Raw genomic sequence first — 13,900 nt, forward strand, 5'->3', positions numbered from 1 at the left:
GGATGGATAATTTTGCTAAGGACTGTTCCAATCAGCGTTGAGGCTCAATACTGGTGGTTTTGACTATATCCATAAAGTTCGGATGACAGCCGCTCGGTTTCCTGCCCATTTAGAATGAGTAAACAGCCAGTTCTTTTACCTAGCGCAATAGCTGTTTAATTCAGTCAACGAAGTACAGGAGTTCACAAAGCAATGTTTAAAGAATTACAATAACAAAACCCAAATATGGCGCTGGATGGTTTCACCCCGATGCAGCTTTTTGTATTGACTGCATAGGTATATACCAATGTGGCATGCTAAAGATGGGGAGATTACCTTTACCTCGCTGAGGCTTTACTTTTTATACTTACTTTTTTAAAGAATAATTATGATTTATCCAGTCATTCTCTCAGGTGGTTCCGGCACACGTTTATGGCCATTGTCTCGCGCCGCTTTACCCAAACAATTTCTAAAACTTGCTTCAGAAAACACTCTGTTTCAGGAGTCTCTTCTGCGCCTTAGTGACTTCCCAGGTATATCTGCTCCACTGGTGGTCTGCAACAATGCACACAGGTTTCTGGTAGCTGAGCAACTGCTGGAGATTAACAAGCCGCCCTTGATGGAGATACTGGAACCAGTGGGAAGAAACACTGCTCCGGCAGTGGCTATTGCTGCGTTTGCGGCTCAGGAGCAGGATACCGATGCGGTGCTACTAGTATTGCCGGCTGACCATCTTATTGCTAATGTGGCAGCATTTCACAAAGCTATTCATGCTGCACTCGCACTGGCCAATCAAGACCAGTTGGTAACCTTCGGTATTGAGCCGGACTCTCCTTCTACCGGCTTTGGTTATATCGAGCGCGGTGCTGCATTAAACATCGATCATCCAGCTTATAATGTTGCGCGCTTCGTTGAGAAGCCTAATCAGGAAATAGCCAAATCGTTTCTCGCGTCGGGCGATTTTTTCTGGAACAGTGGGATGTTTGTCTTTAAAGCGTCAGTTTATCTTCGTGAACTGCAGGCGTTCCGACCCGATATTTATAAGGCGGCACGCGAGGCATGGGAACATAGCGTTCGCGATCTAGATTTCTGTCGTTTGGATGAGGCGGTGTTTGCGACCTGCCCGTCAGAGTCTATCGATTATGCGGTCATGGAACATACCAAGTCGGCAGCCATGGTGACAGTCAACATTGGCTGGAGCGATATTGGTTCTTGGTCCGCATTGGCCGATGCGACGTCGACAGATGCGCAGGGCAATTCGCTGCGCGGGGACGTATATGCAGATCAATCTAGTAACTCTTACATTCGCGCCGAGTCGCGTATGGTGGCAGCTATTGGCGTGAAAGATTTGGTGATTGTCGAGACGGCAGATGCGGTGCTAGTTATGCACAAAGATTTGGCGCAGGACGTAAAGCAAACTGTAGAGTATCTGAAGAAGGCTGAGCGGTCTGAGCATCTTGTACATCAGCGTATGTATCGGCCTTGGGGATATTACGAAGGAATTGATATCGGAGATCGGTTTCAGGTTAAGCGCATCATGGTGAAACCAGGTGCGAAGCTATCTTTACAGATGCATTATCACAGGGCTGAACATTGGATTGTCGTTTCCGGTACGGCCAAGGTGGTTTGTGGGAATGAGGTGAAGTTATTGCATGAAAATGAGTCAACGTATATCCCTATCGGACAGACACACAGACTGGAGAATGTTGGCAGATTGCCGCTCTTTTTGATCGAGGTGCAATCTGGCAGCTATTTGGGAGAAGACGATATCGTGCGTTTTGAGGATGATTACAAGCGTGTTTGAGCGGCATGCGGATTTTTTAAGTGTTAATTTAACTGGATTTAGCCAATTGAAATATTTTAATAATGCCTTTTTATTCCCTACCTTGGCGTTGCTTGCTGCAACTGTTTTAAGTGGTTGTGCTACTGCGCCGGACTGGCTGTCTTCTGACGGTCCGAGCCGTCAGTCGGTGCTGGCAAATCGTGATTCGCATCATATTGAAGGGATACAACTCGTCGATGTGAATGACGGTGTGGCACGCAAGTTGCTGGCGACACATAAAAAAAACCTGTTTTCGGAAACATTTAATGGTGCTGCGAACAACGGCTATGTTGTTGGTGCAGGTGACGTGATTGAGGTGTCCGTCTGGGAGGCGCCGCCCGCCATGTTGTTTGGTGGCGCAGTGGTTGATCCGCGTGGCGGGCCAAGTACTACACATGTGACAGTATTTCCAGAACAGATGGTCAGCAGCAACGGTATGATCACCATTCCCTTTGCAGGTCAGCTTCCTTCGGAAGGGAAAACGCCCGAGCAGATCGGCGCGCAGTTGGTTGAAGCTTTAAAGGGCAAAGCCAATCAGCCTCAGGTTCTAGTACGTGTGATCAAAAATAATACGGCCAACGTTACTGTTATCGGTGAAGTCGCTACCAGTACTCGTATGCCGCTTACAGCGCGCGGTGAACGTTTGCTAGATGCGCTTGCCACAGCAGGTGGTGTGCGCCAGTCTGTGAGCAAGATCTCGCTGCAGTTGACGCGTGGCGCGCAAATGCAGGCCTTGCCGCTAAATACAATTATTAGCGATCCTAAGCAAAATATTGTGTTACAGCCTGGTGACGTGATTACGGCCCTGTATCAGTCACAGACCTTCTCGGTTTTAGGTGCCGTAGGAAAAAACCAAGAAATCGATTTTGAGGCGCAGGGTATTTCTCTAGCCCAGGCTCTGGCTCGTGCTGGTGGGCTTGATGATAGCCGCGCTGATGCACGTGCGGTATTTGTGTTTCGCCTGGAAGACGCCAAGGCGCTGGATTGGGTCACTCATCCGCAGACCACTCCAGACGGCAAGGTGCCGGTTATTTATCAGTTGAATATGAAAGATCCTGCCAGCTTTTTTGTAGCTCAGAGTTTTCCGGTTAATAACAAAGATGTGATTTTTGTATCAAATGCGCCTGCTGCTGATTTGCAGAAATTCCTGAATATTGTGGTTTCCGTGATTTATCCGATTGTGAATGTGGGGACGCTTAAGTTTTAACTGATCTGGTGAATGGATTTTCGCATGAGTGGGTGTGACGATATCTGATACAGCGTAGAGAGTATAAATTTAAACCGAATAATAATATATTATTGAAAATATAATAAATAAATTAAATTATTTAATTGAACATAATTTTTAAGCATAACGATGACGAAGAAAATTGCGGTAATAGGCCATGCGTTTCGATTTCCAAGCACCACTACCAGTCAATACTGGTCCGATTTGCTCGCCGGCCGTGATCTGGTCACCGAGGTAGAGCCTGAGCGTTGGGCGATGGATACATTTCGTCACCCCGGCAAAAATAATCCCGGCACCAGTTATACGTTTGCAGCTGGTTCTGTTGGCGATATAAGTAAATTTGATGCCAGTTTTTTTGGTATTTCACCGCGTGAAGCTGCACTTATGGATCCGCAGCAGCGGCTCTTGCTTGAAATGAGTTGGGAAACGCTTGAAAATGCTGGTATTAAACCGTCTAGTATACGCGGCAGCCATTGCGGAGTGTACATCGGCATTGCCAGCAACGATTACTCCATTCGCCTAGCAGATGATTTGAGTACGGTTGATTCTAGTACTGCTACCGGTAACACCTCTAGTATCGCAGCCAACCGGCTATCCTATGTGTTGGATTTGCGCGGTCCGAGTATGGCTATTGATACGGCCTGTTCTTCCTCTTTAGTCGCATTTCATCAGGCTTGTCAGGCTATCCGTTCCGGCGAATGTACCCATGCGCTGGCCGGTGGCGTGAGTCTGCATTTGCATCCCTATGGGTTTATTACGTTCTCCAAAGCCTCGATGCTATCTCGCGTTGGACGCTGTCAGGTGTTTGATGCAGCCGGTGACGGCTATGTGCGATCCGAAGGCGGTGGTATATTTTTGCTGAAGGATTACAACCAAGCGTTAGCCGATGGTGATCATATTCTGGCCGTTGTGGCCGGTTCTGGTGTTAATACAGACGGTAAAAAATCCGGCTTGACTGTGCCAAGTGCGCAGGCTCAAGCAGATTTACTGGTATCTACCTATGCCCGCGCTGGCATCGATCCTTCCGCCATTGATTATCTAGAAGCGCACGGTACTGGCACTGTGGTTGGCGATCCCATCGAAACGCGTGCTATTGGCCTTGCACTTGGGCAACAGCGCGCTACACCACTCCCTATTGGCTCGGTAAAAAGCAATCTGGGTCATATGGAAGCTGCCTCTGGTGTTGCTGGTCTTGTCAAGGCACTACACACAATAATGCATCGAGTTGTGCCTGCTACCATCGGTATCAAAACACTCAATCCCAATATTGATTTCGCGGATCTGAATGTAGCTGTTGTCACTGAAAATCTTGAGCTTAAAAAAACTGGGAAGTTAGTTGTAGGAATTAATTCTTTTGGTTTTGGTGGTGCGAATGCGCACGTGATTCTGGAGAGTGCACTGCCTAATCCGGTCAATCCAGTAGTTGCTCTAAAAAATACGGAATTTCCGGTCATGCTATCGGCTAAGAATGCGGCGGCATTGAAGCAGGCGGCCAAGGAGTTTGTCGGTTTTATGCAGGATCAACCTGACTCTGCGCTATTCGACGTCAGTTACAACACTATTTTTAACCGTGAAGCACACGCGCACAGGCTGGTTGCTAGCGGCACTTCTACCGCGGCCATTGCCAGCGCTTTGGCGGCGTTTGCAGATGGGGGTAGCACTCAGGTCAGCAGTGGTGTGGCGTTAGCCAAGCCCTCCGGTCCGGTATTTATTTATTCTGGCAACGGCTCACAGTGGTTCAGCATGGGGGCACGGCTGCTACAGGAATCAACCGTATTTGTCACCGCTGTGCGTGAAATTGATTCTATTTTCAGGAAGTATGGTGATTTTTCTCTAGAAGAAGAGCTGGCCGGTAAAAACGGTGATCGCTATGACCTGACTGAAATCGCGCAGCCCACACTATTTGCCTTACAGGTTGGCGTAACTAATATGCTGGCGCAGAACGGGATTATGCCGGTTGCCGCGGCTGGTCATAGCGTTGGTGAAGTGGCCGCCGCCTGGGCTTCTGGTTCGCTTACCCTGGAAGATGCAGTTAAGGTTATTTATTTCCGCAGTGCTGCGCAAGGTACGACCAAAGGGCGTGGACAGATGACGGCAGTTGGCTGCAGCCTGGCTGCTGCACAAACCCTGATGGAACCGGACAGCCTGACTGTAGCCGGTGTAAACAGTTCCCGCGGCATTACGGTAGCAGGTGCACCTGATCACCTGAGCAAACTAGAACGGGCGTTGCGTGAAGGTAGCATACCGTTCAAACGACTGCCACTTGACTATGCGTTCCACAGCCCGGAAATGGATTCGATTGAACAGAGTATCCGGAAAACCTTAGCGGACATACGTCCGGTGAGTGGCAGTATTCCGTTTTATTCAACGGTTACCGGTGCGTTGCTGGATGGCAAAGAATTACATACCGACTACTGGTGGCGCAACATTCGTAATCCAGTTTTGTTTGAACAGGCCTGCAAACAGATTCTTGCTGCTGGCCAGACAGTTTTTATTGAAGTCGGACCGCATGCAGTCTTGCGCAGTTATTTGAACGACTGCCTCAAAGATACCGGGCAGGAAGGTCGTGTAATCACTACTCTTGCCAAAAATGACGATGCGCCAGAACGCATCCGGGCTGCTGTGCACCTGACTCTGATAGCTGGCGCCAATGTGGAATGGAATAAGCTGTTTGTCGTACCGGGTAAATTCATGACGCTGCCAACTTATCCTTGGCAGCGCGAACGTCACTGGTACACGAATTCGCCTGCATCGATTGGATTGTTGAGCCGGTTTAAGGTACATCCTTTGTTAGGCTATCCGCTTCAACAGCAGGAATTGTGCTGGGAGAATCAGATTGACACCCAGTTGCTACCGGGGCTGGCCGATCACGTGGTGGGTGAGCACGTGGTATTTCCTGGTACTGGTTTTGTGGAGCTAGTCTTGGCCGCAGCGCTGGCATGGAAACCCGGAAAACTGGTTACCGTTGAAGAATTGGAAATCCGCGCACCCCTGATTTTAAGCGACAAACAGGCGAAGCTAATCCGGGTACACATCGCGCCGGCTGACGGTAGTATTAGTATTAGCGGTCGCGATGTTGCAGGTACTGAACCCTGGGTTGTACATGCAACGGCACGGATATTGACTGAGCCGGGCACGTTGCAAGCGCCGTCTTTAGAGCTGCCGTTACACACACCAGACTTTACCCAGTCAAGTCATGATGTGTTGACTCGCGCAGCAGGTCTGCATTATGGCGAGGAGTTTCAGCGCATCGACCATGGTTGGGTCGATGGGGCCAGCGCGCTTATGCTGTTGGCAGAGCGCCCTTCGAGTTCCGATCTTGGTAACACCCATCTGCACCCTGGTATTCTGGATTGCACGTTTCAGTTGATCATTCAATTGTTGAAAGAAGATGCGCTTTTGCATGACGGCATGGCCTATATTCCGGTTCGCATGGGGCGGATTGTATTTCTGAAATCCGACACCTTGCCGTACAGTGCGCATGCGACGCTGTTGAAACGTTCGCCTCATTCGCTTACGGCTGAATTTACCGTGTACGACAGCGAGGGGGCCGCACTTGCCGTTATTACCGACGCGCGCTTTAAGAGCGTACGTCTGCACAAGGCAGCTATCGATCAATTGCGGTTTTTGGATTTCCATGCCACACCAGCCCCTCATCCGCTCGCGACAGTTTTTCCAAGTGTAACTTTTGCACAAATGCAGGCTGCACTAAGTTTTGTAGTTCAGCAATGTCAGGATGCACAGTTGTTTAATCGGTATTCTGAAGAAGTCGAACCGTTGCTCGATACGCTATGCAGTCAATTCACGCTGCAGGCCTTGTCGGCGCTGGCGAGTGACAGTGGGTTGCTTACTGACAGCGCAGTAAATCACGTACAAAAGTGTGCACCACAGGTTGCTGGATTTTTTAACCAATTGCTGGCACTTGCGGAGCATGATCAATTGATTGCGCATCGTGAGGATGGTTGGCAAATTTTGCCGGGCGAAATGGTACTGGCAAACGATCTGTGGAATTTGTTGATTGCCGATTATCCGGAGTATTTCCAGATTATTCAGGCAGTCGGTCGCATTGGCATGAAATTACCTGAGCTTCTTACGGGGGCTGTCAATCCGGCACATCTAGTGTCCGAATCTTCAACTCACTCTGCGCTGATTCGCTTGGCGCTAGGGGATGCTGGCAAGCAGAGCCTCACCTCCACAGTGCGTGACTGGATCGATTTCAGCCTCAATCATTTGCCTAGCGGGCAGCGACTCGGTGTGCTAGAGATCAGCACGGGTCTACCGATTTTTGCAGCGGACATCTGTGCCCGTCTAGACTTCAATTGCAGCGATTTCACTTTTGCCAGTATCTCCGACAGCGCCTTGCAAGAAGCTGTCATTTTAAAAGAACATTTCCCGCACTTTAATACGAGTAAAGTCGGTGCGCCGGCCGAGGCCTTTTGCAACTTGGTTATTGTGCAGCTGGATTTTGCTTCGCTGGACGAGGCCTTTATGGTGCTTAACTATGCCAGATCTCAGCTAGTGGATGGTGGCAATCTACTGCTACTCGGTCAGCATCCGTCGCGCTGGATGGACTTCGTATTTGGCTGCCAGACCAACGAGCAAGGTGCTGTCTGGCATTCTGCACAACCCGAATTTTGGAAGGGCCAGTTGCAGTTATTGGGGTTTACTGATACCTACTCTCAGGATTTGGTCGCCGATGTCCGCTCAGGCCCCTATGTGCTGGTTGCGAAGGCAGGTACTTCGCAAAGCGTGCGCAGTATTCCTGCCAAAAGTTGGCTGTTATTGGCTGATGAGGTCGGCTATTCCTCAAAGCTAGCTGACCTGTTGTCAGAAAATCTAGTGGCGCGCGGCGATCAGGTCAGAATTGAAACTGCCGGTGACACTGCTCATATGAAAGCGCTATTACTGGGTATGCCGGAAAAACTAGATGGTATCGTTTACTTGACCGGGCTGAACGTACCGGTTGAGTCGGCGCAGGCTATATTGGATTTGCAGGTGGATCGTTGTGCGGATTCTGCCGCGCTGATTCAGGCTTGTGAATCCGCCGAGATCGATACCACCGTATCGCTAGTTACGGCCAATGTGTGCTTGGATTTGCTCGGTGATTCCGGCGATCTGACATCGGTGGCCGACGCCGCACTATGGGGTTTTGGCCGCACTCTGATGAATGAAGCCTCGAATTACGCGGTGCGTATGGTGGACTTGGTTGCTCCAAATGAGTTGGAGGTGATTGCCGCGTCACTGGCACTAGAATTGGTGTATGCGGATAAAGAGACGGAAGTCATGCTCGGCGCTGGCGGTGCACGTTACGCAACCCGCTTACGGCTGGAACCGCGGCCAACTGGCGTGGTAGCGCCTCAGATTGAAGAACCGACTCTTAGGCTGGCGTTTCAGACGGCGGGGCAGTTGCGTAATCTTCATTGGGAAACGCGTGAAAGGATCATGCCAGGCGAGCATCAGATTGAAGTTGAGGTGCGTGCAACCGGCCTGAATTTTCGGGACGTGATGTATGCGCTGGGGCTGCTGTCGGACGAGGCAATAGAAAACGGATTTGCTGGGCCGACGCTGGGTCTCGAATTTTCTGGCGTAGTTATACAAGCAGGATCCAAGACCAGCGGCTTTAAGGCGGGTGATCGGGTAGTCGGTTTTGGTCCAGCGAGTTTCAGTAATCGTGTAATTACTCAGGACAGCGCCATTTCGCTCATTCCTGGACACATTACGTTTGCCGCGGCGGCCACCATACCGAGTACGTTTTTAACGGTGTATTACGCACTGAATTCTCTGGCGCAATTACAGCCTGGTGAAAAAGTACTGATCCACGGTGCTGCCGGCGGGGTAGGCATCGCAGCAATCCAATACGCCAAATGGATCGGTGCAGAAATTCATGCAACGGCAGGTTCTGACGAGAAGCGTGACTTTTTGCGCCTGTTTGGCGTTGAACATATTTACGATTCACGGTCGCTGGCCTATGCCGATGAAATTTTGGCCAAAACTAGTGGTGCAGGGATCGATGTTGTGCTGAATTCACTAGCAGGTGAGGCCATCAATTCTAATTTCCGGGTGCTTAAACCGTTTGGTCGTTTCATTGAACTGGGTAAGCGCGATTTTTATGAGAATACTAAAATCGGTTTGCGTCCGTTTCGCAATAACATCAGCTATTTTGGGGTCGACGCTGATCAGTTGATGCAGGTTCGACCTGATTTGACCCGGCGTCTGTTTGCAGCGGTGATGAAGTTGTTTGGCGAGGGGGTATTTCATCCGTTGCCATATACCGTGTTTGAGGCCAACGATATCATTGCTTCGTTTCGCTACATGCAGCAGGCCAGACAGATCGGTAAAATTGTTATCACCTACCATCAGCCAGTGTATCGTCGCCGTAGCGCTGTGCAGCTGGAGCAACAACAGCTTTCTTTGAATCCTGATGCGACGTACCTTATCACTGGCGGGCTGAGTGGTTTTGGATTGAAGGCTGCCGAATGGCTGGTTAGTAAAGGCGCACGTCATCTGGTGCTGATTAGCCGCAGTGGTCCAAAGTCGGAAGAAGCCAAAACAGCGATTGCAGCAATGCAGGCTAAGAGGGTCTCGGTTCGCGCCGTCGCCTGTGATGTGACTGATGTCGTTGCTTTATCGTCTCTGTTCAAACAGATCGATGAAAGTCGCCATCCCATTAAGGGACTGATTCATGCTGCGATGGTGATTGATGATGGTCTGATTCGCAATATGAATCCTGAGCAGATCCGGCGGGTGCTTGCTCCCAAGGTAGTGGGTGCGTATCATCTGCATCAATTGACCAGAGATTTGGAACTAGATTATTTTATTTTGTTTTCGTCGGCAACCACGCTGTTTGGCAATCCGGGGCAGGGTAACTATGTTGCCGGCAATGCTTCACTGGAAGCGTTGGCAAGAAATAGGCGTTCTAGCGGATTACCGGCCACCTGCGTACGCTGGGGTGCGATTGACGATGCCGGTTTCCTGGCAAGGAATGCCGACATTAAGGAGGCATTGCAGGGCCGCATGGGCGGTGCAGCACTTAAATCGGAAGTGGCTCTGGGCGCGCTTGAATCTATGCTGCTCGCAGATCGCTCCGGTTTGGGAGTGCTTGAACTGGACTGGCGTGCTTTGGCTCGCTTCCTACCAGCGGCTAATTCAGCCAAGTATAGCGAGATGGCACAGCAGGATGCTGAAGCAGATTCTGACAACAGTGATGATATTCAGGAACTACTCACCCAATTGTCCGATGAGGAACTACAGGTAGTGGTAATTGGAATGATCAAGCATGAAGTAGGCGAAATTTTACGGGTTGATCCTGAAAAAATTGACGCTACTCTATCTATCTACGACATGGGCCTCGATTCACTCATGGGTGTAGAGCTGGTGCTGGCACTAGAGTCGCGCTTTGGTGTGCGCCTGTCGGTGATGACGCTGAATGCTACGCCAACGATCGTCAAATTGGCCGAGAAGCTGATTCAGCTTCTTAAAGGCAGTGCCGAACGCAGCGAGGCGCAGCAACAGGTGGCGCAGATCGCAGCACAGCATGGTGCGGAAATAACTGACGAATTGGCTGCGAGTCTGATTAAGGACGTGGAATCGAACAGTATTGCGATCAACAATCGGATGATTAGCTGAGATGGCAATTAAAACACCTTTTGGGTTGACCTCTGCAATCAAGGACAGGCTAATACAGCAGGCCCTAGAGCGTAAGCTGCGTTCTTTTGACAAACCACCTGTAGAAAAGCTGTTGAGCCTGAAAACGAGTTCTGTGCCCGAGCAGTTCTATCAGTTCCACCTGCACCCAGGCTATCAGCAGTTGCGCATCATCAACGACGGTGGCGCGCGTTTGGGAATTACCAATCCGTTCTTCAAGTTGCATGAGGGAATAGCCGGTGCCACGACTTCGGTAGGGGGGCAGGAATATATCAACTACGCCAGTTATAACTATTTAGGTCTATCAGGTGATGCGCGGGTTGCCAATGCCGCAAAAGTAGCGATTGATCAGTACGGTACATCGGTTTCTGCTAGTCGTGCTGTCTCAGGTGAACGTCCCTGTCATCGCGCGCTGGAAAGCGCGCTTGCTGCTCTATATGAAGTTGATGATGCTATCGTCTTTGTCAGCGGCCATGCTACCAATGTCACCACGATAGGTTATCTGTTTGGCCCTAAAGACCTTGTCCTGCACGATGAGTACATACATAACAGCGCCTTGCAAGGCATTATGTTATCGGGTGCTAAACGCATGTCATTTCCGCATAATGATGTCAAGGCGCTGGATGAGCTTTTGAGTCAGCAGCGCGAGCATTTTGAACGTGTACTGATCGTCGTTGAAGGTATCTATAGCATGGATGGCGATTATCCCGATCTGCCTCAATTTGTTGAAATTAAACGCCGACACAAAGCGTTCCTGATGGTGGATGAAGCCCATTCTTTGGGCGTAATGGGCAAGACCGGGGCAGGTATTCGTGAACATTTTGCTCTTAAAGGTAGTGATGTTGATATCTGGATGGGTACGCTTTCCAAGTCGCTCGCTGGATGCGGCGGGTATATTGCAGGAGGGACTGCACTGGTTGAACATCTGAAATTTCTTGCACCTGGATTTCTGTACAGCGTCGGCATGTCACCTCCGATTGCAGCGGCATCTCTTGCCGCGTTGCAGTGCATGTTATGTGAGCCAGAGCGCGTTACGTCGTTACAGGCGCGTGGACAGTTTTTTCTGAATTTGGCGAAAAATGCAGGCATCAATACCGGGACCAGTTCGGGATTGGCTGTCATTCCAGCCATCGTAGGCAGTTCTATTAAGGCCGCCCGTTTGTCTGCCGCCATGTTTAAACAGGGTGTGAATGTACAGCCGATACTTTATCCGGCGGTTCCTGAAAAGTCTGCCCGACTAAGATTTTTTATATCATCTGAGCATAGCGAGGCACAAATTGAAAAAACGGTGCAGTTGTTGGCTGGGGAACTCAAGAATTTATGATCATAGCCAATGAGGCATCTAAAGCGTTCGCACAACTTATTGCTCTGCTACGGCAGAAACCAGCGGCTGCTTCGTGTCGTCCTTATCCTAAACTGCGCAATTTTATTCTCGATATTATGGCCGAAGGCCGGCGCAAAAATATTATCAATTTATTGATGGAAGTCGAAATCGCACCCATTAGAACGCATATTAAGGCATATGCGCTTGAACATAATGAACGGATCACTTTGACGGGCTTTATCTGCAAATCCTTTGCGTGCGCAGTGGATGAGGATAAGTCAATACAGGCCTATCGGAATGGAAAATCCAAACTGACGATCTTTGAGGACGTTGATCTATCCTTGATGGTTGAGCGCGAAATTGATGGTCATATTATGCCGGTGACTCAGATCGTGCGCGCTGCTAATCGTAAAGATATTAGCGACATTTCCCGGGAAATTCGCCTTGCTAAAAAATCATTGATCGGTGACATCGGACCGATGAATGCACTTGATAAGCTATTTTTTTCATCCCCTCGCTTCATTCGAAGAATTGTCTGGTTCATGATGCGACATGATCCTCAAATGTTTAAGCAGTTAGTTGGCACCGTGGGAGTTACTTCTATGGGGATGCACTCCAGTGGCCCTGCTGTCATTTTTCCTATTACGCCTATGACGCTTACTTTGTCAATCGGCGCAATCCACAAAAGGGTGGTGCTGGAAAACGGTTTGGCTGTTGAAAGAGATTTTATTCAGATGAATCTGGGCGCCGATCATGACATTATTGATGGCGCGCCGTTGATGCGGTTTTGCGAGCGCTTAAGGCGAGTTTTGCTCAGTGGCGCTGCGCTGCAGTAATTTGATTTGTTTGTCACGTCAAAAATCCACTCAAATTCTTATTTTGAATGCCGCGTGAATAATGTACCGGAAAGCGCACTGGAAACGGCCATAAATGGCGCGTTAAAAGTGTACAAACCCCAGCCTGTAGTCTTATGCCCTTGAGAGTGCATGAGAAAGGCGGAAAGTATGTTTCCCGTGGATATATATGTCAAAGTACGTCGCGCTGTGGTGGTCGAGAACAAGAGTGAGCGTGCGGTTGCTCGCTACTTCGGCATTCATCGCAATACGGTCAGGAAGATGTGCCAGTTCGCAGCGCCGCCCGGTTATCGGCGAGCGCCGGCTCCGGTTTCACCGACGCTGGTGCCGTTCGTCGCCATCATCGACGCCATTCTGGAGGCCGATAAGCAAGTCCATGTGAAACAGCGCCATACGGCTGTACGTATCCGCGAACGGCTGCGTGACGAACACGGCTACGGCGGCGGTTACACCATGGTGCGCGAGTACGTCAACGGTGTGGCCAGTCGGCAGAAGGAAGTGTTCATGCCGCTGGCGCATCGCCCCGGCCATGCCCAGGTTGATTTCGGCGAAGCCGACGGCTACATCGGTGGCAAGAAGGTACGATTCCACTATTTCTGCCTGGACATGCCGCATTCGGACACGTGTTTCGTCAAGGCGTATCCGACCGAAGACACCTAAGCCTTTCTGGATGGACATCTTGCCGCCTTCGCGTTTCTCGGCGGCGTGCCACAATCGATTCTGTACGACAACACCCGGATTGCGGTGGCCAAGATATTGGGCGATGGGCAACGCCGACGGACCCAGGCTTTTGCCGAGTTACAGAGTTACAACCTGTTTGACGACAAATTCGGACGTCCTGCCAAGGGTAAAGTGGAAAGACTGGTGGGCTACAGCCGGCGTCACTTCATGGTGCCGTTACCGGTGGCAAATGATTTTGCTGCATTGAATAGCCAATTGCTCGACGGCTGCAAGAAACGTCAACGTGCTGTACTGCGTTTGACCGTAAGCGATCCATAAACTACAGCACTGCCAGTCCAGTTATTTTTATTTTTTTGTTTTTTTCATGG

Annotated in this window: 5 protein-coding genes and 1 pseudogene; all 6 read left to right on the forward strand. The window is 50.0% G+C overall.

What is annotated here, in order from left to right:
• The first annotated feature begins 364 nt into the window (after positions 1–364).
• Positions 365–1,783, forward strand: coding sequence for a mannose-1-phosphate guanylyltransferase/mannose-6-phosphate isomerase (locus AAKU64_RS17190; protein WP_503012711.1), 1,419 nt, complete (start codon positions 365–367; stop codon positions 1,781–1,783).
• Positions 1,784–1,829: 46 nt separating this feature from the next.
• Complete coding sequence (locus AAKU64_RS17195; protein ID WP_354362537.1) at positions 1,830–3,008, forward strand: polysaccharide biosynthesis/export family protein; 1,179 nt, start codon at positions 1,830–1,832, stop codon at positions 3,006–3,008.
• 150 nt (positions 3,009–3,158) lie between these two features.
• The gene (locus AAKU64_RS17200; RefSeq protein ID WP_354362538.1) at positions 3,159–10,655 is read left to right on the forward strand and encodes a type I polyketide synthase; all 7,497 of its coding nucleotides are present in this window, start codon (positions 3,159–3,161) and stop codon (positions 10,653–10,655) included.
• A 1-nt stretch (position 10,656) separates the two neighbouring features.
• Positions 10,657–11,997 (forward strand): aminotransferase class I/II-fold pyridoxal phosphate-dependent enzyme, encoded by a 1,341-nt coding sequence (locus AAKU64_RS17205; protein ID WP_354334366.1) that lies wholly within the window; start codon positions 10,657–10,659, stop codon positions 11,995–11,997.
• A 155-nt stretch (positions 11,998–12,152) separates the two neighbouring features.
• A complete protein-coding gene (locus AAKU64_RS17210) occupies positions 12,153–12,833 on the forward strand; it encodes a 2-oxo acid dehydrogenase subunit E2 (RefSeq protein ID WP_354334365.1) in 681 nt (226 codons plus the stop codon).
• A 168-nt stretch (positions 12,834–13,001) separates the two neighbouring features.
• Positions 13,002–13,814, forward strand: a pseudogene (gene istA / locus AAKU64_RS17215) (IS21 family transposase); the annotation flags it as partial.
• Positions 13,815–13,900: the final 86 nt, after the last annotated feature.

Source organism: Undibacterium sp. GrIS 1.8, from assembly GCF_040544445.1.
In the GTDB taxonomy this organism is placed as follows: Bacteria; Pseudomonadota; Gammaproteobacteria; order Burkholderiales; family Burkholderiaceae_D; genus Undibacterium.